Source organism: Pseudarthrobacter sp. NPDC058119, from assembly GCF_042884655.1.
Taxonomy (GTDB): domain Bacteria; phylum Actinomycetota; class Actinomycetes; order Actinomycetales; family Micrococcaceae; genus Arthrobacter.
On record NZ_JBHVTN010000005.1, the window covers coordinates 93,887 to 110,456 of the forward strand.

Sequence of the window (16,570 nt, forward strand, 5' to 3'; positions counted from 1 at the left end):
GGTCGCGGTCATCAGTCAGCCAATTCCACCAGCACGGGGGCGTGGTCAGAGGCGCCCTTGCCCTTGCGTTCCTCGCGGTCGATCGAGGCGCCGGTGACGCGGGCGGCCAGGGCGGGGGAGGCCAGGATGAAGTCGATCCGCATGCCTTCCTTCTTGGGGAACCGCAGCTGGGTGTAGTCCCAGTAGGTGTAGACGCCCGGCCCGGGGGTGTAGGGGCGCACCACATCGGTGAAACCGGCCGACTCGAAGGCGTGGAACGCCTCCCGCTCCGGCGGGCTGACGTGCGTTGCCCGGTTGGCGATGAACAGGTCGATGTCCCAGACGTCATCGTCGAAAGGCGCGATGTTCCAGTCGCCCATCAGGGCCACCTGCGCCTGCGGGTTTTCCGCGACCAGAGACTGGGCGTGCGTCCGGAGGCTTTCGAGCCACTTGAGCTTGTACGGCATGTGTTCGTCATCCAGGGAACGGCCGTTGGGGACGTAGAGGCTCCAGACGCGGACACCGCCGCAGGTGGCAGCCATGGCGCGGGCCTCCTGGACAGGATCCTTCCCGGCCTTGCCGAACGACGGCTGGTCCAGGAAAGTCCGTTCCACGTCCTCCAGCCCCACCCTGGAGGCAATCGCCACGCCGTTCCACTGGTTCACCCCGAAGTGGGCCACCTCGTAGCCCATCCGTTCAAAGAGTTCCCACGGAAAGTTCTCGTCCTTGCATTTGGTCTCCTGGATGGCCAGGACGTCGCAGTCGCTGCGCTGCAGCCAGGCTTCAACGCGGTCGGCGCGGGCACGGAGCGAGTTCACATTCCAGGTAGCTATCTTCACGGTTCCTAACTTACCTTGGCGGCCACGCACCGGGTAAAGCCCCCGAAAGGCCGCGGCCGCGGCGCGGGCACGGTTGGTCCCGGGCAGCAGGCGGCGGGTATATTCGCACCAGAATGGCCTGGATCACACGCCCGGCCACCATGCGAAGGAGCACCAGCCGATGACCGCAGCCACGGGCACCACAACGGACAGCAGCGCAGGAAACGGAGACGCGGAGGTGCTTTTCGGCCACCGCGGCCGGCTCGGTGTGATCACCCTCAACCGGCCCCGGGCGGTCAACGCCCTCACCGCGGGGATGGTGGACGTGCTCCTGCGCCGGCTCACCGCCTGGGCAACGGACGACGACGTGGCCGCCGTCCTGGTGCAGGGCGCCGGGGAACGTGGCCTGTGCGCGGGCGGTGACATCGTGGCGATCTACCGGGACATGCTGCACGGCGGAAACCAGACTGCTGGCTTCTGGCAGACCGAGTACCGGATGAACTCGCTCATTGCCCGCTATCCCAAGCCGTACGTCGCCCTTATGGACGGGCTGGTCCTTGGCGGTGGGGTGGGAATCTCGGCTCACGGGAACGTCCGCGTGGTCACCGAACGGACCAGGATGGGGATGCCCGAAACCACCATCGGATTCGCGCCCGACGTCGGCGGGACCTACCTCCTGTCCCGCGCACCCGGTGAGACGGGAACCCATGCGGCCCTGACCGGGGCGCACCTGGCCGCCGGCGACGCCTTGTTCCTGGGCCTTGCGGACCACTACGTCCCGTCAGCCTCGCTGCCGGGCCTGGCGGCGGGACTGGAAACAGAAACCCCGGAAGCCGTCGTCGCCCGTTGTGCTGAACAGCCCCCGCCTTCTGCCCTGGCCGGCCAGCGGGACTGGATCGATGCCTGCTACGCCAGCGACGACGCCGGGGACATTGTTGCCAGGCTCCGGGCATGGACCGGGCCCGGCCGGGACGATGCCACCGCGGCGGCGGACACCATCGAAGCCAAGTCGCCGACGTCGGTCAAGGTCACCCTGGCGTCACTGCGCCGGGCCGCGAACCTGACCCTTGATGAGGCCCTTGCCCAGGAGTACAGGGCCGGGCTGCGGTTCCTCGCCGGCCCCGATTTCCGCGAAGGTATCCGCGCCCAGGTGGTGGACAAGGACAGGAACCCGCGGTGGAAGCCGGGCACACTGGCCGAGGTGCTGGCGGGCCAGGTGGACAGGTTCTTCCAGCCGCTGGACGGGCCGGAGCTTGACCTGCAACCCGGAAGGGACATGGAAGGGGCGGAGGCGGACCATGCCTGAAAAGGACAGCGTCGCGTTCCTGGGCCTCGGACACATGGGCGGACCCATGGCCCTGAACCTGGTCCGCGCCGGTTACCGGGTGACCGGGTTCGATGTGTCGCCCGCAGCCGTGGAAGCGGCCCGGGCGCAGGGCGTGCCGGTGGCGGCCACCGCCGTCGAAGCACTTGCCGGCGCCGACGTGGTGCTGACCATGTTCCCCAGCGGCCGGCAGGTCCTCGAAGCCTACCGGGGGGCCGCCGGACATCCCGGGCAGCCGGGGGAGCCCGGACTGCTGGCCGCCGCGCCACGGGGAACTATGTTCCTCGACTGCTCCACCATCAACGTCGACGAGGCACGGGAGGCTGCCCAGCTGGCCATCGAAGCGGGCCACCGGTCCGTTGACGCCCCCGTCTCCGGCGGCGTGGTGGGAGCCGAGGCAGGCACCCTGACCTTCATGGCAGGCGGCGACGCGGCAGGCTTCGAGGAGGTGCTGCCGCTCCTGGAGGTCATGGGCAGGCGGGCGGTGCACTGCGGCGCCCACGGGGCCGGGCAGGCCGCCAAAATCTGCAACAACATGATCCTGGGCGTCTCGATGATCGCGGTCAGCGAAGCTTTCGTGCTGGGGGAGAAGCTCGGGCTGACGCACCAGGCCCTGTTCGACGTCGCATCCGCCGCGTCAGGGCAGTGCTGGGCGCTGACCACCAACTGCCCCGTGCCCGGGCCGGTGCCCACCAGCCCCGCCAACAGGGACTACCAGCCGGGTTTCGCCGCGGCCCTCATGGCCAAGGACCTCAACCTTGCCGTCAACGCCCTGGACAGCACCGGGGTGGCAGGACAGATGGGAGCGCTCGCCGCCCGTATCTACGATAGGTTTGCCGCAGGGGGCGGAGCGGGCCGCGACTTCTCCGCCATCATCACCGACATCCGCGGCTCATCGGAACGGCAGGCCGGGGACGGCCCCGCAGGAGCCGCTGGCACAGAGGCGCCGGGCCGGCGTCCGGCCGCCACAGCACACGACGACGGGAGTCCCGAATGACGGAGTACGCCAACATCCTGGTGGAGCAGCAGGGCAGGGTGGGGCTGGTCACCCTCAACAGGCCCGCGGCACTGAACGCGCTGAACAAGGCCACCATGGAGGAAGTGGTGGCCGCCGTGACGGCCATGGATTCCGACCCCGGAGTGGGCGCGGTGGTGATCACCGGCTCCGGGAAGGCCTTCGCGGCGGGAGCCGACATCAAGGAGATGGCGGACCAGGGCTACATGGACATGTATGTCGCGGACTGGTTCCGGGGCTGGGAGGAACTCACCCGGCTGCGGATCCCCACCATCGCGGCGGTGTCCGGCTTCGCCCTGGGCGGCGGCTGCGAACTGGCCATGATGTGCGACCTGATCATCGCCGGGGACAACGCAAAGTTCGGGCAGCCGGAAATCAACCTTGCAGTGCTCCCCGGCATGGGCGGCTCGCAGCGCCTGACCAGGGCTGTGGGGAAGGCCAAGGCCATGGACATGATCCTCACCGGACGGTTCATCGATGCCGGGGAAGCCGAACGGTGCGGGCTGGTATCCCGGGTGGTTCCAGCGGCAGAGGTAGTGTCCGAAGCACTCAAGGTGGCCGGCGTCATCGCCGAAAAGTCAAAGCCCGCGGCGATGGCGGCAAAGGAAGCCGTGAACGCCGCTTTCGAAACCGGGCTGGCCCAGGGGGTGGTGTTCGAACGGCGGCTCTTCCACTCCCTGTTCGCCACGGAGGACCAGAAAGAAGGCATGGCGGCGTTCACCGAAAAGCGCCAGCCGGAATTCAAGCACCGGTAAACCCGCCAGATGACGTGGACAACCGTGGCCGGTGCAGCCGGCCCCACCGAAGGACTCACGGGAATCGTGGGCTTCGCTGCCCGGGCCATCGACACGCTGGGCGAGTGGGGCGTAGGCGCTTTCACCCTGGCGGAGACGGTCGTGCCGCCCATTCCCAGCGAGGTGATTCTTCCACTGGCGGGGTATCTCGCCAAGCAGGGGTCCCTGAACCTCCTCCTGGTCTTTGCCACCAGCACCCTGGGGGCCTACCTCGGGGCCCTGTTGCTCTACCTGCTCGGGGCAAAGCTGGGCCTGCAACGGTCCATCCGCTGGCTGTCCAGGCTGCCGCTGGTAGACAGCGAAGACTTTGAGCGTGCCGCCGGGTGGTTCGGCCGCCATGGCAGGTCGTCCATCTTCTTCGGCCGCCTGCTGCCCGGCATCCGGAGCCTGATCTCCCTGCCGGCAGGCGCCGCGGCCATGCCGCTGGGAACATTCACCGTCTTCACCCTTGCCGGCAGCGGGCTGTGGAACGGCGCCCTCATTGGGCTGGGCTACCTCCTGGGCACCCAGTACCAACTCATTGAGAAGTATTCCCGGTTCCTGAACTATGCCGTCTATGCGGCCCTGGCCGTCGCCGTGGTCCTGCTGGTCATCCGGCGGACCAAGCGGGCCAAGGCCCAGCGGGAAGACTCCCGGCGCTGACTGCCGCTTCCGGAACTCCTAGAGGTACTGTGCCGCGAAGCTGTGCAGGGCCTCCCGGACGAAGCTGGCTCCTTCAGCTCCGCCGTAATTGGCAGCAAAGCGGGGGTCCTCCACGTACATGTCGGCCAGCCCGGTGACGTATCCCCGGATGTCGCCGCTGTTTTCGGCTGCGGGGGTTCCCGGAATGGACTTCAGCCACGCCACATGCCGCGCTGCCAGTTCGCGGGCTTCCGGCCCGTCCGCCGGAACACCCGCAACCGCCGCTGCCGTCCAGTCCCGGCCAAGCTCTTCCGCCCGGGACTTCCACTCCCGTTTTTCCGCGGGCCCCATGCCGCGCCACCACGCATCGGACGCCGCGTAGGCGTCCTTGCCCCACCGCACTTCAACTTCATCCTTGTACTGCGTGTGGTCGAAGCCCTTGAACATGTCCTCTGCCATCAGATGGCCTCCTGCCTTTACTGTTTCGATTGTTTGCCGCACGGACTCAGCCTGCCGGGCCAGCCGCTGCTGCTCCTGCCCCAGCCAGTCGAGGTGCCGGCCCAGCGCGGCCACGGGATCCGCCTGGCGTTGGAAGACTTCCGCGATGGCCGGCAAACCCAGCCCCAGTTCGCGCAGCAGCAGGATGCGCTGCAGTTGAAGGAGGGCGGCGCCGTCGTAGTAGCGGTAGCCGTTGTGGCCTACCCGGCTGGGCTTCAGCAGGCCGATGTCGTCATAGTGACGGAGCGTGCGGCTGGTGGTGCCGGCGATCCTGGCTACGTCCTGGATGGACCAGTCCGTGCCGCCGGTGTTGGAAAAATCCTGCATGCTGCGAGCCTAGGGCTTGACGCTGCGTCAAGGTCAAGGGCAACGACTCCGGGTGTTCAGCCGGCCCGGCGGTCCCGCGGGGCCCGGTGCCTGGCCTGGGCCACGAGGCGGGTGAACGCAAAGACAAAGATGGCCTCAATGAGCACCATCAGGCCCAGCAGCAGCCACTGCTGGCGGCTGATGAAGACGATGCATCCGGTCAGGGCCAGGACGGTTCCCAGGCCGAGCGCATAGACGGCGAAGCCCACGGCCACACGGGCGCTGCGGACCCCGGTCCGGAACCCGAAGCCGTGCGGCTCCCCGCCGGGCTGCCCGGGGATGAGGTCCGGCGCTGCGGGGCCAAGGGAGTCAAACTCCTCCCAAGGATCCCTGTCCTGGTCCTGTCCGGTCATGAATCAATTATCCCAAATGCGGAAACCCAGAGACGCCGGGTACAAAAACAGCGGCCCCTCCAACCTGGGTTGGAGGGGCCGCTGGATGGGGTCCCGGCCTGTGCCGGAGGCCGCCGAAGACTTAGAGCGGGCGGATGTTCTCTGCCTGCGGACCCTTGGGGCCCTGGGTCACATCGAATTCGACCTTCTGGTTCTCGTCCAGTGAGCGGTAGCCGCTGGTGGCGATTGCCGAGTAGTGGGCGAATACGTCAGCGGACCCGTCATCGGGGGCAATGAAGCCAAAACCCTTTTCGGCGTTGAACCATTTAACTGTGCCTGTTGCCATGGCTGCATTCCTTCATGTGACTCTGATTCTCTCCCCGGGGATCGTCCCGGAGTGTGCGGGAGTTAGTCCCCCACAGACCCCAACGTACGGGGCGCAGGCTCTGGGTGCAAGGGTATGCGCCATAAAGCGCCGTCAACGCATGCCCTCGCGCCGTATCGCGGTGGCGATGGCGGCGGCCCTGGTGTCCACCCCGAGCTTGGCGTAGATGTGCGCCAGATGGGTTTTGACCGTGGCCTCGGAGATAAAAAGCCGCCGGCCGAGTTCGCGGTTGCTGAGGCCCTCAGTGAGGAGGCCCAACAGCTCGGCCTCCCGTGGCGTCAGGACTTCCTCGGGATTGCGGAGCTGCTGGAACAGCCGGGATGCCACCGGCGGGCTCATCACGCTTCTGCCCACGGCCGCCCCCCTGATGGCGGCAAAAATCTCCTCCGGGACAGCATCCTTCAACAGGTAGCCCATGGCGCCGGCATCCACGGCGCGGACGATGTCGGCGTCGGAGTCGTACGTGGTGAACACCAGGATGGCCTGCCGGCCGTTGAGGTCCCTGATCCGCCTGATCGCTTCGAGCCCATCCATGCCCGGCCCCATTGCAAGGTCCATCACCACCACCGCCGGGGAGAACGCCTGGGACAGTTGCACGGCATCCTCGCCGGACGCGGCTTCGGCCACCACCTCGATGTCCGGCTCCGTGCTGAGCAATGCGCGCAGTCCGCTCCTGACTACCAGGTGGTCGTCCACCAGCAGGACGGTGATGCTGTTCATGCGCCCGCCACCACCGGCAGCTGCGCCGCCACGATTGTTCCGTCGCCAGGGGCGCTCTGCACGGAAAATGTTCCGCCCAGCTGCTCCACCCGCCGCCGCATGGCCCGCAGCCCGTAGCCTCCGGTGTGCGACGGCGGAGCTGCCGCCCCCGGATCGAAGCCGGCGCCGTCATCGTAAATATCCAAAGTCACGGCGTCCGGCAGGAAGCCCAGCGTTACCGTGGCCGCCGACGCCGCAGCGTGGAGCAGGATGTTCGACGCCGCGCTTTGCACGACGCGCAGCAGGGCGTGGCGAACGTCAGGGGAAACCGGCCGCAGCTCACCGGTCACCAGCAGCGTGATCCCGGGAACGTACTGGCGGGCGGTGGCCAGCAGTGCCTCCGGCAAGGGAACCGATTCCAAACCGGGCGAGGCCAGCTCATGGACCAGGCTCCGGGTCTCCGCCAGGTTCGCGCGGAGCAGGCTGGTGGCCTGGAGAAGGCCGTCACGGGCTGCTGCACTGGGCCATCCACGGCCAGCGGCCTCGAGCAGGAGCAGGCTGCTGGCGAGGCCCTGGGTGACAGTGTCATGGATTTCCCGCGACACCCGCTCGCGTTCCGCAATGGTGCCCGCCCGTCGCTCGCTGGCGGCCAGTTGGCCCTGGGCCAGGGAAATGTCCGCATGCAGGCGGCGCTGCTCCTCGGCGTCGTGCTGGATCCGGTCGTAAATCAGTGTCAGCATGACGCCCACGGCCACGGGCCCCAAAAGCATGGCCAAGTCGGTACCGTTGCCCAGCCGGAACAGGCCGGCGGCGGTGGCGAGTGTGATGGCGCCGGCCAGGAGATAGGACGCGGCACCGCGCAGGGCGCTCCTGCAGAGGAAGAAAAGAGCGAAGGAACACCACCCGAAACTCGGTGCAGCCACAACCAGGACCGCCCAGACCGCCACCAGCGCAGCCATCCACGGGGTTCCGCGGCGGTCCTGTACCAAGAGCAGGGCCACGACGGCGTAGAGCAGGCATGCGGCAATGGCGAGCCCCAGGACCAAGAGATTGTCGGCCGGGGTATGCCGCATGACGTACCGGACCACCGAGGCCACCAGGAGGACGGCGAAACCCAGGTGGACGGCTGCCTCGATGCTGCCCAGCCCGCCTTTGGCATTGCCATGCAGCGGACGGCGGGAGCCGGCGCTCTGACCGGCGGCGGCCTGGGCTGGCCCGATGCGTTGGGGGGTGGCTCTGGCGGGCATGCTGGATCCGGATCTGGTGGCGGGAAGTGCTGCCTTCCATGCTAGGGCTCACCGGTTGTCCGGTGCCTCATCCTTTTGGCTGATACGGCTGGCCTTTCGTCGGAGCCGGGACCAGACGAAGGCCCGATGGAAGGGCCCGTTCTTCCCGGAAATATGGAAACCGGCAACACGATCCCTTTCTGACCTAAGGAAACACCTTGAAGAAGTCCACCAAAGCCCTCGCCGCCGCCGCTGCCGGCGCCCTCCTGATCACTGCCGGAGCAACGGCTGCCGCCAACGCCGGTACCGCGGGCACTGTGGAAGCACCCGTCGTCGTACCTGCCGTTGATGTCCAGCCGGCTCCGGAAACGGTGGTGCAGCAAAACCGCATTGCCGCCGGTGCCTCCGCCCAGGCCGTCACGGCGGCGCTCGCGAAGTGCCAGGCCGACAAGCTGCCGTTCGTCACGGTGGCCCTCGTTGACCGCTTTGGTACTGTCCAGGCCTTGCTCCGGGGCGACAACGCCGCCGCCCACACCATCGAAGCGGCAAAGCAGAAGGCCTATACGGCAGCCGCGTTCGGTGCCCCCACCAGCGAGTTGGCCAGGCGCGTCAACGGCAACGGTCCCTCCATCGCGGACCTGCCGGGTACCCTGTTCCTCGCAGGCGGTGTCCCACTGAAGATCAACGGGGTCTCCGTGGCCGGCATCGGCGTCGGTGGGGCCCCTGACGGCGCCCTGGATGAAGCCTGCGCGGCGGCCGGCGCTGAGGCCATCGCCGGCGCCGCGAAATAGGCTGGACGCATGAGGCCCGGAAGCATCGCAGCACTCATGGCCGTGGCCGCGCTGGGGTTGCACCTGGCCGCGTGCCAGGCCAGTCCCGGCCAGCCGCAGGAAGTGGATACCCCCCGGAATCCGCGACCCGAAAGGCCGGACGTCGCTGCAGAACGCTGAGCAACTCGGTTATCCGGAGATAGCCGCCGTGATCCGCGGCCGGGGTTAGGTCGTTGGCGTGCGGGACCGCCGGGTTTCCCCACCTTTGCCGGATAACGACGACGGCGCGCCGCACTTTTGGTGCGACGCGCCGCCGTCGGGCTTGGAAGCCGGGGGGAGATTCAGCGGGCCGTCAGCTCAGACGGCTTCCAGGACGCTGACGTAGTTGGCGATGCCCACTCCGCCCATGTTCTGGACAGCCGCCCGGCGCGGTCCCGCGAGCTGCATGTCCCCGGCTGTGCCGGTGAGCTGCATGGCGGCGATGACGTGCTGGGAGACTCCGGTGGCCCCCACTGGGTGGCCCTTGGCTTTCAGGCCGCCGGAGACGTTGATGGGAAGCTTGCCGTCCTTGAAGACCCAGCCTTCCTCGATGGCCCGGGCACCCTGGCCTGGTTCGGTGAGTCCGATGGCCTCGTACATGAGCAGCTCCGCGATGGTGAAGCAGTCGTGCACCTCGGCGAAATCCAGGTCCCCCAGGCCCACGCCGGCCATCGCCATGGCCCGTTGCCAGGAGGCGCGGGTTGCGGCGAAAGCCGTAGGGTCCCGGCGTTCGGCGGGGAAGAAGTCGTTGGCCTGGCCGAAGCCCGCGAGCCGGACCGGGGCGGTGGCGCCCCCTGTGGGGGAGACGGACAGCACGACGGCGGCCGCACCGTCCGAGACGGGCGAACAGTCCGTGCGGCGCAACGGGTCCGCCACCATCGGGTTCTTGTCCGAAACTGTGCGGCAGAAGTCCTCGCCGAGGTCCTTCCGGAGCTGGGCGTAGGGGTTGTCCACGCCGTTGCGGTGGTTCTTCGCCGCGATGCTGCCCAGCACATCGGAGACGGGCCCGTACCGCTTTTCGTAGTGCTTCGCGACCTCGGCAAAAAGCCCGGTGAAGCCCGTGGTGGAGGGCTTGCCCGCCATGTCATAGTCAGCGCCGAGCAGGGCAGCGCCCACCACGTCCGCACCGGCGTGGGTCATCTTCTCGGCGCCGATCACCAGGACGGTCCGGGCGGTGCCGGCCAGCAGCGACTTGGTGCCCTGCTGGAACGCCGCCGAACCCGAAGCGCAGGCGTTTTCAACCCGGGTGGAGGGTACGTTGGCCAGGGCCGGTGAGGCCTGCAGGGCCAGGGAGGACGGGAACGCCAGCGGCATCATGCCGGAATTGAACTGGCCGATGTAGATCTCGTCGATCTGCCCGGGCTCGATCCCCGCGTTCCCGATCGCTTCGGTGGCCACCTGGACGATCAGGGATTCGAGGGTCTCCTCCGTCAGCTTGCCAAACCGGCTGTGGCCCCAGCCGGTGAGCAGGACGTCCTTGCCGAACTGTTCCTTCAGGCTCATGCCGCCACGTCCTCGTTCTCGAGCCGGACCTCAAAACCGGCTTCGGTCTTTTCCCGGATCTCCTCTACCGTGACCCCCGGGGCCAGCCGGGTCAGCGTCAGCTTCCGGCCGCCGTCGTCCGTTTTGTAAAGGTCGAACACGGCGAGGTCGCTGACGATCCGGTCCACGCAGCTGAGCCCGGTCAGCGGCAGCGTGCATTCGCGGACGATTTTCGCGGTGCCGTCCTTGGCGTTGTGCTCAGTGAGGACCACGACGCGCGGGGTTCCGGCCACCAGGTCCATGGCGCCGCCCATGCCCTTGACCATCTTGCCCGGGATGGTCCAGTTGGCCAGGTCGCCGTTGCCGGAGACCTGCATGGCGCCAAGGATGGCCACCTTGACGTGGCCGCCGCGGATCATGCCGAACGAGGTGGCCGAGTCGAAGATGCTCCCGCCCGGCAACACCGTGACGGTCTGCTTGCCGGCGTTGATCAGGTCCGCGTCCTCCTCGCCGTCGTAGGGGAACGGCCCCATGCCCAGCAGGCCGTTCTCGCTTTGCAAGACCACCCGCACGCCCTCGGGCAAGTTGTTGGCCACCAGTGTGGGAATGCCGATTCCCAGGTTCACGTAGTCGCCGTCGTTCAGTTCCGCGGCCGCGATGGCAGCCATTTCATCCCTGGTCCATCCCATGGGGTTTCTCCTTGGTCTTCTAGCTGTTCTCGTTGGATTAGTTGGGTATTACCGGCGGCACGAACTCGAACGTCATGCCCAGCAGCCACGCGAGCAGCAGCACCACCGGCAGGTGGAACAGGAACTGCTGGAACGTAAAGCCCACCAAGTCCCGGGCACGCAGGCCCAGCACCGCGAGCAGCGGGAGCATGAAGAACGGGTTGACCAGGTTCGGCAGGGCCTCGGCCATGTTGTAGATCTGTACGGTCCAGCCAAGGTTCATATTCACGTCCGTGGCGGACTGCATGACGTAGGGTGCCTCCACCAGCCACTTCCCACCGCCGGACGGGACGAACATGCCCAGGATGGCTGTGTAGATGGCGATGATGACGGCGAACGCCCCGTTGCCGCCGATGCTGGTGAAGAAGTGGGCCAGGTGCTCGGATACCGATAGGCCGCCGGCGCCGGTGGCCTTGGTCAGGATGGCGGCCATCGCGGCATATAGCGGAAACTGCACCAGGATTCCCGCCGTTGCCGGGACCGCCTTGGTGACCGACTGCAGGAATTTGCGCGGGGTTCCGTGGAGGACCAGTCCCAGCATCAGGAAGACCAGGAGGTAGCCATTGAGTGAGCTGACCACGCTGAGGATGGGCAGGGTCAGCAGTTGGGACACCAGCCAGCCGAGGGTGAGCACGCCGGCCAGGATGGGCAGGACCCTGCTGTATTCGAGCCATTCGCCGGGCCGTGACTTTTCGGCCGGCGGTTCGGGCTGGTCATCGAGGTCGACGCCGAGGTCGGCCGCCGTTTTCACGGCGCTTCCCGTCGGTGCCGAAAAGTGCGCAATGACGGTGGTGAGGACCATGAGGATGAGCAGGGTCAGCAGGGACTGCCAGGTGAAGATGGTGGTGCCGAAGTCCAGGACGCCGGTGACCTTCAGCAGCGCCGGGGGAATGGAGGCCTTGGTCGCCTGCAGCTGCGCGGCGGAGGAGGACATGCCCAGGGCCCAGACGGCGCCCAGGCCCATGAAGGCTGCGGCGCCGAGGGCGCGGTAGTCCACGTGCAGGTCTGCCCGCCGGGCCACCGCCCGCGCCAGGAGCCCGCCGAAGATCAGGCTCAGGCCCCAGTTCACGAATGACACGGACATGGACAGGACAGCCACGAAGCTGACGGCGGTGCGCGCGGAGTTGGGGACCTGTGCCAGCCGGTCAATCAGCCTGGCAACGGGCGGCGACGTTGCCACCACATAACCGGTCAATACCACCATGGCCATCTGCAGGGTAAACGCCGTGAGGTCCCAGAACCCGTTGCCGAAGGAATCCACCACGGCCTTGGGTGACGCGCCGATGGCCAGCGCCGCGAGGGCCACCAGCACGACGCCGGCGAGGGCAAAGATGTACGCGTCAGGGAACCACTTCTGCGTCCAGCCGGCCAGCGTTTCAGCCATCCGGGCCAAACCCTTCTGGCGGACGTCCGGGTGGTCGGTTTGCGTGGTGGTCATGAGGGTTGTCTCTCCATCGAGTGCTGTGGATCAGGGACGGGCGTGGACCTGGGCAGGAGTGGGCCGTCAGGCGGAGACGAGGCCGGTGCGCTGCCGGACGGTGCGCTGCTCGATGTCCTTGACCCGGTCCGTGGCCTGCACCAGCCGCTGGACAAAGACGCCGGGCGTGGCGATGTGGTTCGGGTCCAGGTCGCCGGGCGCCACGACCACTTCGGCCTCGGCGACGGTCAGGATCCCCGCCGTGGCCACCACCGGGTTGAAGTTCCGGGCCGTGTAGCGGTAGACCAGGTTGCCGTCCGTGTCCGCGGTGTGCGCATGGACCAGGGCGACGTCGGCAACGATGGCGCGCTCGCGGACGTACGTTTCGCCGTCGAACACCTCGTGCGGCTTGCCTTCGGCCACCAGGGTGCCCACGCCTGTCTTGGTGTAGAAGGCCGGGATTCCTGCGCCGCCGGCGCGGAGCCGCTCGGCCAGGGTGCCCTGCGGGGTGAACTCGACCTCCAGCTTGCCGGCGAGGTACTGCTCGGCGAACAGTTTGTTTTCGCCAACGTAGGAGGCGATCACCTTGCGGACCTGGCCGGCTTCGATCAGGATGCCGAGCCCTTTGCCGTCCACGCCCATGTTGTTGGAGACCACGGTGAGGTCACGGACTCCGGAGTCGCGGACGGCTTCGATCAGGTCGGCCGGGATGCCGCTCAAGCCAAATCCGCCGACGGCAAGGGTGATGCCGTCATGCAGTGCCCCGTCCAGGGCGGCGGCGGCAGAATCCTGGAGTTTCTTCATGACGTCTCCTCGTTGAGCGCGGTAGTCCACTTTGTGGACGCTTGGGATCTGAGTTTGGAGACTACGGCGGCCTGGGAGAACGTGTCAAGAATCACTGGTAAATGGCATACAGTATGGACAGTACGGCTAAAAGCATCCATATTGTGGACAAGGGGGAAGTGATGGCATCGACGCCGGTGCAGGGCGCCCAGGTGGTGGCGCGGATCGCGGGACTGCTCCGGCTGGTGGGCCGCAGCGCCGAGGGGCTGCCTCTCGCGGTCCTGGTCCGGGAATCAGGCCTGACCCGGCCAACCGTCCACCGGCTCCTGGCCTCGCTCGCCGCGGAAGGCCTGCTGGACCACGATTCCGTCACGGGCAACTGGGTCCTTGGCCCGGAAATCCTGCTCATGGGATCGGTGGCGTCGGCCCGGTTCCCCATGGAGGACATCGCCCGGCCCAGCCTGCGCAGGCTTGCCCAGGCCACGGGGGAAAGCGCCTTCTTCTCCATCCGCCGGGGAAATGAGACGGTGTGCCTGCTGCGTGAAGAGGGGACCTTCCCCGTCAGGTCCTTTGTCCTGCACGAGGGAGTCCGGTTTCCGTTGGGCGTCGCGTCGGCCGGTACAGCCATCCTGGCCTTCCTGCCCAAGGATGAGCAGGAGGAGCTGCTGGGCCGGTGGGTGGAGCACGCCGGCGCGTTCGCGGCGAACCATACGGTCGATCGGGTCCGGGAGAACCTGGCCCGCACCCGGCTGGCCGGCTACTCGGTGAACCCGGGGCTGGTCCTGGAAGGAAGCTGGGGGATGGGCGCTGCGGTGTTCGACCGGTCAGGGCGGCCCGCCTGGGCATTGTCGCTGACAGGTATCGAACCGCGCTTCAAGCCCGAACGGCAGGAGGAGCTGGGCGGGCTGCTGATGGCAGAGGCCCACCGGATCACGCAGCAGCTGGGCGGGGGAGTGGACGGCGGCCGGCGCACCCGCTGAGTCTCCCCGGCTTTGGCGTGAAACCACGACGGCGGGCCGCGCTTTTCCGGCGCGGCCCGCCGTCGTACGTCCCAAAGGTGGGGAAGATCAGCGGAAGGCTACAGCCCGGCGCGGGGCTCCACAGGACCCTCGCCCTTCCACCACGTGTCAAAGATGGTCACCGGCACGGTGCGCTTGTGGCGCGTCCGGAGGTACTTTTGCTCGATGGATTCGGCCACCGCGTCCGGAACGTCGCGGCCTTCGAGGTAGTCGTCGATCTGGTCGTAGCTGATACCCAGCTCGTCCTCATCCGTGCGGCCCGGCCGGTCATCCAGCAGGTCCGCGGTGGGCACCTTCTCCCACACGCGGGCCGGTGCGCCCAGCTCAGCCAGGAGGGCCCGGTTTTGCCGCTTGTTCAGGCCAAACAGGGGCAGGATGTCCGCACCGCCGTCGCCGTACTTGGTGAAAAAGCCCGTGACCGACTCTGCGCCGTGGTCCGTGCCGATCACCAGGTAGTTGAACTCGCCGGCCAGCGCATACTGGGCGATCATCCGGGTGCGGGCCTTGGTGTTTCCCTTGTGGAAGTCGGAGATTTCCGAGCCCACGGTCTTCTCGAACTCGTCCTCGAAGCCGTCCACCGCTGCCGATATGTTGAACGTCCATTCCGTCTTGGCCTTGATGAAGTCCAGCGCTGCCTGGGCGTCCTCCTCATCGTGCTGCACGCCGTAGGGGAGGCGGACCGCAACGAAGTTGGCCTCGACGCCCTCGGCCCCAAGCTCATCCACCGCCAGCTGGGCCAGCCTTCCGGCGAGCGAGGAATCCAGGCCGCCGGAGATGCCCAGGACAAAGCCCTTGGTGTGGGTGGCCTTCAAGTATTCCTTGAGGAAAGTGACGCGTTTGCGCACCTCCCCCGCGGGATCGATCCGGGGCTGAACGCCCATTTCTTCAATGATCTTGGCCTGGAGTTCGCGCATGCTGTCCAGCCTAGCCAGCGCTGTCAACAACCCTCAACTGTTCCGGCCGGCCCCCGCGCGGCGTAGCTTTATGGCATGGAGCGGACGGGATGTGCCGTGGTGGGCGGCGGGCCCGCAGGAATGATGCTTGGCCTGCTGCTGGCACGGGCCGGAGTGCACGTTGCTGTCCTGGAAAAGCACCGGGATTTCCTGCGGGACTTCCGCGGCGACACGGTGCACGCGTCCACCATCCGGCTGATCGACGAGCTGGGCCTGGGTGCCGGATTCCGGGCCCTGCCGCAAAGCCGGCTGGACAATGTAGCCGTCCCGGTCCCCGGCGCCGGGCTGGTCACGCTGGCGGCCTTCGACTCCCTGAAGCCCCCGTACAACTACGTGGCCATGATGCCGCAGTGGGACTTCCTGGATTTCCTGGCCTCGGCCGCCGCAGCGGAACCGACATTCACCCTGCTCATGGAGACCGAGGCCACCGGCCTGGAGTTCGACGGCGGTCGCGTCACCGGGGTGCGCTACCGCTCCACCGGCGACGCCGTGGACGGCGTTGAACGCGTGCTGCATGCCGACGTTGTGGTGGCCGCCGACGGCCGCCATTCGGTGTTGCGCCAGGCAGCAGGGATGAGGGCGAAGGAGTATCCGGTGCCCTTCGATACGTGGTGGTTCAAGATCCCCCGCCACGCCTCGGAGCAGGGCGACGTTGCGGGCGTGGTGCCCTCGCTGGGGAACCGGGACGCCATGATCGCGCTCAACCGCACCGACTACTACCAAATGGGCTACCTGACGCCCAAAGGCTCGGACGCCAGGATCCGGGAAGGAGGCGTGGAAAAGTTCCGCCAACGGGTGGCAGCACTCCGTCCCGACCTCGCCGACCGTGTCGATTCGATCCGCAGCGTGGCGGACCTGCACTGGCTGGACGTCAGGCTGAACCGGCTGCGGCGATGGTACGTCGACGGGTTCCTGTGCATTGGCGACGCTGCGCACGCGATGTCGCCCGCGGGCGGGGTGGGCATCAACCTGGCCATCCAGGACGCCGTGGCGGCCGCGGAACGGATGGCGCCGGACCTGCGCCAGGGGCATGTACGGACCAGGACCCTCGCTTCGATCCAGCGCCGGCGCCGCATGCCCACGGTGGTGGTCCAGACCGTGCAGCGCATCCTGCACCGGCTGGTGTTCGTTCCACTCTTCGCGGGGACCCTGTCCGGGGACATGCTGGCCGGCAGGGGTGCCGGGACTGGGTTTCCCATCCAGCGCATCCTCTTCTTCATCCTGCGCCACAATCCCGTGGTGAAGCGCGTCCTGCCGCGGGTTGTGGCGATCGGTCCCCGCCCGGAGCACGCCCCTGGCTTCGCCCGCCCGCTCACCGTCGC

At 67.6% G+C, this 16,570-nt stretch carries 18 protein-coding genes and 1 pseudogene; 8 read left to right on the forward strand and 11 right to left on the reverse strand.

Features of this window, described 5'->3' with window-relative positions; all coding sequences use genetic code 11:
- Positions 1-11 precede the first annotated feature (11 nt).
- Positions 12-818 (reverse strand): exodeoxyribonuclease III, encoded by an 807-nt coding sequence (locus ACFVTD_RS12195; RefSeq protein ID WP_387562966.1) that lies wholly within the window; start codon positions 816-818, stop codon positions 12-14.
- A 160-nt stretch (positions 819-978) separates the two neighbouring features.
- Between ACFVTD_RS12195 and ACFVTD_RS12200 the strand changes: the two genes are divergently transcribed.
- From ACFVTD_RS12200 to ACFVTD_RS12215, 4 genes are read left to right on the forward strand one after another with little or no spacing between them, the layout of a single operon-like run.
- Positions 979-2,103, forward strand: coding sequence for an enoyl-CoA hydratase/isomerase family protein (locus ACFVTD_RS12200; protein WP_387562969.1), 1,125 nt, complete (start codon positions 979-981; stop codon positions 2,101-2,103).
- Positions 2,096-3,118 (forward strand): 3-hydroxyisobutyrate dehydrogenase, encoded by a 1,023-nt coding sequence (mmsB, locus tag ACFVTD_RS12205; RefSeq protein ID WP_387562972.1) that lies wholly within the window; start codon positions 2,096-2,098, stop codon positions 3,116-3,118. Before ACFVTD_RS12200 ends, mmsB begins: the two co-directional genes overlap by 8 nt.
- On the forward strand, positions 3,115-3,891 hold the full coding sequence (locus ACFVTD_RS12210; RefSeq protein WP_387562975.1) for an enoyl-CoA hydratase: 777 nt from the start codon (positions 3,115-3,117) through the stop codon (positions 3,889-3,891). Before mmsB ends, ACFVTD_RS12210 begins: the two co-directional genes overlap by 4 nt.
- A 9-nt stretch (positions 3,892-3,900) precedes the next feature.
- Complete coding sequence (locus ACFVTD_RS12215) at positions 3,901-4,572, forward strand: DedA family protein (RefSeq protein ID WP_387562978.1); 672 nt, start codon at positions 3,901-3,903, stop codon at positions 4,570-4,572.
- 18 nt (positions 4,573-4,590) lie between these two features.
- Here ACFVTD_RS12215 and ACFVTD_RS12220 read toward each other — a convergent pair whose 3' ends face one another.
- The 5 genes from ACFVTD_RS12220 to ACFVTD_RS12240 form a co-directional block, all read right to left on the reverse strand.
- Positions 4,591-5,376 (reverse strand): TipAS antibiotic-recognition domain-containing protein, encoded by a 786-nt coding sequence (locus tag ACFVTD_RS12220; protein WP_387562981.1) that lies wholly within the window; start codon positions 5,374-5,376, stop codon positions 4,591-4,593.
- Positions 5,377-5,432: 56 nt separating this feature from the next.
- Complete coding sequence (locus tag ACFVTD_RS12225) at positions 5,433-5,768, reverse strand: hypothetical protein (RefSeq protein WP_387562984.1); 336 nt, start codon at positions 5,766-5,768, stop codon at positions 5,433-5,435.
- Positions 5,769-5,889: 121 nt separating this feature from the next.
- Positions 5,890-6,093: a cold-shock protein gene (locus ACFVTD_RS12230; protein WP_009357211.1), complete on the reverse strand. Its 204-nt coding sequence runs from the start codon at positions 6,091-6,093 to the stop codon at positions 5,890-5,892.
- Positions 6,094-6,225: 132 nt separating this feature from the next.
- Positions 6,226-6,852 carry a response regulator gene (locus ACFVTD_RS12235; RefSeq protein ID WP_387562987.1) on the reverse strand — a complete coding sequence of 209 codons (627 nt, stop codon included), beginning with the start codon at positions 6,850-6,852 and terminating at the stop codon, positions 6,226-6,228.
- Positions 6,849-8,078, reverse strand: a complete 1,230-nt coding sequence (locus ACFVTD_RS12240) for a sensor histidine kinase (protein WP_387562990.1) — start codon at positions 8,076-8,078, stop codon at positions 6,849-6,851. The genes ACFVTD_RS12235 and ACFVTD_RS12240 overlap by 4 nt, the downstream gene beginning before the upstream one ends.
- A gap of 197 nt (positions 8,079-8,275) precedes the next feature.
- Between ACFVTD_RS12240 and ACFVTD_RS12245 the strand changes: the two genes are divergently transcribed.
- Together ACFVTD_RS12245 and ACFVTD_RS12250 are read left to right on the forward strand one after the other, a co-directional pair.
- A complete protein-coding gene (locus tag ACFVTD_RS12245) occupies positions 8,276-8,848 on the forward strand; it encodes a heme-binding protein (protein ID WP_387562993.1) in 573 nt (190 codons plus the stop codon).
- Positions 8,849-8,857: 9 nt separating this feature from the next.
- Positions 8,858-9,007, forward strand: coding sequence for a hypothetical protein (locus ACFVTD_RS12250; protein WP_387562996.1), 150 nt, complete (start codon positions 8,858-8,860; stop codon positions 9,005-9,007).
- Between the two features lie 177 nt (positions 9,008-9,184).
- Here ACFVTD_RS12250 and ACFVTD_RS12255 read toward each other — a convergent pair whose 3' ends face one another.
- From ACFVTD_RS12255 to ACFVTD_RS12270, 4 genes are all read right to left on the reverse strand, one after another.
- The gene (locus ACFVTD_RS12255; RefSeq protein WP_387562999.1) at positions 9,185-10,369 is read right to left on the reverse strand and encodes an acetyl-CoA acetyltransferase; all 1,185 of its coding nucleotides are present in this window, start codon (positions 10,367-10,369) and stop codon (positions 9,185-9,187) included.
- Entirely contained in the window at positions 10,366-11,037 is a 672-nt protein-coding gene (locus ACFVTD_RS12260; RefSeq protein WP_387563002.1) for a CoA transferase subunit B, read from the reverse strand. The genes ACFVTD_RS12255 and ACFVTD_RS12260 overlap by 4 nt, the downstream gene beginning before the upstream one ends.
- 37 nt (positions 11,038-11,074) lie before the next feature.
- Positions 11,075-12,514 carry a short-chain fatty acid transporter gene (locus tag ACFVTD_RS12265; RefSeq protein ID WP_387563004.1) on the reverse strand — a complete coding sequence of 480 codons (1,440 nt, stop codon included), beginning with the start codon at positions 12,512-12,514 and terminating at the stop codon, positions 11,075-11,077.
- Between the two features lie 66 nt (positions 12,515-12,580).
- Positions 12,581-13,297, reverse strand: a complete 717-nt coding sequence (locus ACFVTD_RS12270; RefSeq protein ID WP_387563007.1) for a CoA transferase subunit A — start codon at positions 13,295-13,297, stop codon at positions 12,581-12,583.
- A 161-nt stretch (positions 13,298-13,458) separates the two neighbouring features.
- Between ACFVTD_RS12270 and ACFVTD_RS12275 the strand changes: the two genes are divergently transcribed.
- Complete coding sequence (locus tag ACFVTD_RS12275; RefSeq protein ID WP_387563011.1) at positions 13,459-14,256, forward strand: IclR family transcriptional regulator; 798 nt, start codon at positions 13,459-13,461, stop codon at positions 14,254-14,256.
- Positions 14,257-14,354: 98 nt separating this feature from the next.
- Here ACFVTD_RS12275 and nadE read toward each other — a convergent pair whose 3' ends face one another.
- Positions 14,355-15,209 carry an ammonia-dependent NAD(+) synthetase gene (gene nadE / locus ACFVTD_RS12280; RefSeq protein WP_387563014.1) on the reverse strand — a complete coding sequence of 285 codons (855 nt, stop codon included), beginning with the start codon at positions 15,207-15,209 and terminating at the stop codon, positions 14,355-14,357.
- A 75-nt stretch (positions 15,210-15,284) separates the two neighbouring features.
- On the opposite strand from nadE, the pseudogene ACFVTD_RS12285 reads away from it, so the two are divergent.
- Positions 15,285-16,544 (forward strand): annotated as a pseudogene (locus tag ACFVTD_RS12285) (FAD-dependent oxidoreductase); the annotation flags it as partial.
- Between the last annotated feature and the right edge of the window lie 26 nt (positions 16,545-16,570).

Bases quoted from the DNA above. Each gene is read 5' to 3' on its own strand.
- ACFVTD_RS12270 (WP_387563007.1), bottom strand. From the start codon at position 13,297: ATGAAGAAACTCCAGGATTCTGCCGCCGCCGCCCTGGACGGGGCACTG.
- ACFVTD_RS12230 (WP_009357211.1), bottom strand. From the start codon at position 6,093: ATGGCAACAGGCACAGTTAAATGGTTCAACGCCGAAAAGGGTTTTGGC.
- ACFVTD_RS12240 (WP_387562990.1), bottom strand. From the start codon at position 8,078: ATGCCCGCCAGAGCCACCCCCCAACGCATCGGGCCAGCCCAGGCCGCC.
- ACFVTD_RS12265 (WP_387563004.1), bottom strand. From the start codon at position 12,514: ATGACCACCACGCAAACCGACCACCCGGACGTCCGCCAGAAGGGTTTG.
- ACFVTD_RS12210 (WP_387562975.1), top strand. From the start codon at position 3,115: ATGACGGAGTACGCCAACATCCTGGTGGAGCAGCAGGGCAGGGTGGGG.
- ACFVTD_RS12225 (WP_387562984.1), bottom strand. From the start codon at position 5,768: ATGACCGGACAGGACCAGGACAGGGATCCTTGGGAGGAGTTTGACTCC.
- ACFVTD_RS12250 (WP_387562996.1), top strand. From the start codon at position 8,858: ATGAGGCCCGGAAGCATCGCAGCACTCATGGCCGTGGCCGCGCTGGGG.
- ACFVTD_RS12275 (WP_387563011.1), top strand. From the start codon at position 13,459: ATGGCATCGACGCCGGTGCAGGGCGCCCAGGTGGTGGCGCGGATCGCG.
- mmsB (WP_387562972.1), top strand. From the start codon at position 2,096: ATGCCTGAAAAGGACAGCGTCGCGTTCCTGGGCCTCGGACACATGGGC.
- ACFVTD_RS12235 (WP_387562987.1), bottom strand. From the start codon at position 6,852: ATGAACAGCATCACCGTCCTGCTGGTGGACGACCACCTGGTAGTCAGG.
- ACFVTD_RS12215 (WP_387562978.1), top strand. From the start codon at position 3,901: ATGACGTGGACAACCGTGGCCGGTGCAGCCGGCCCCACCGAAGGACTC.
- ACFVTD_RS12200 (WP_387562969.1), top strand. From the start codon at position 979: ATGACCGCAGCCACGGGCACCACAACGGACAGCAGCGCAGGAAACGGA.
- ACFVTD_RS12255 (WP_387562999.1), bottom strand. From the start codon at position 10,369: ATGAGCCTGAAGGAACAGTTCGGCAAGGACGTCCTGCTCACCGGCTGG.
- nadE (WP_387563014.1), bottom strand. From the start codon at position 15,209: ATGCGCGAACTCCAGGCCAAGATCATTGAAGAAATGGGCGTTCAGCCC.
- ACFVTD_RS12220 (WP_387562981.1), bottom strand. From the start codon at position 5,376: ATGCAGGATTTTTCCAACACCGGCGGCACGGACTGGTCCATCCAGGAC.
- ACFVTD_RS12260 (WP_387563002.1), bottom strand. From the start codon at position 11,037: ATGGGATGGACCAGGGATGAAATGGCTGCCATCGCGGCCGCGGAACTG.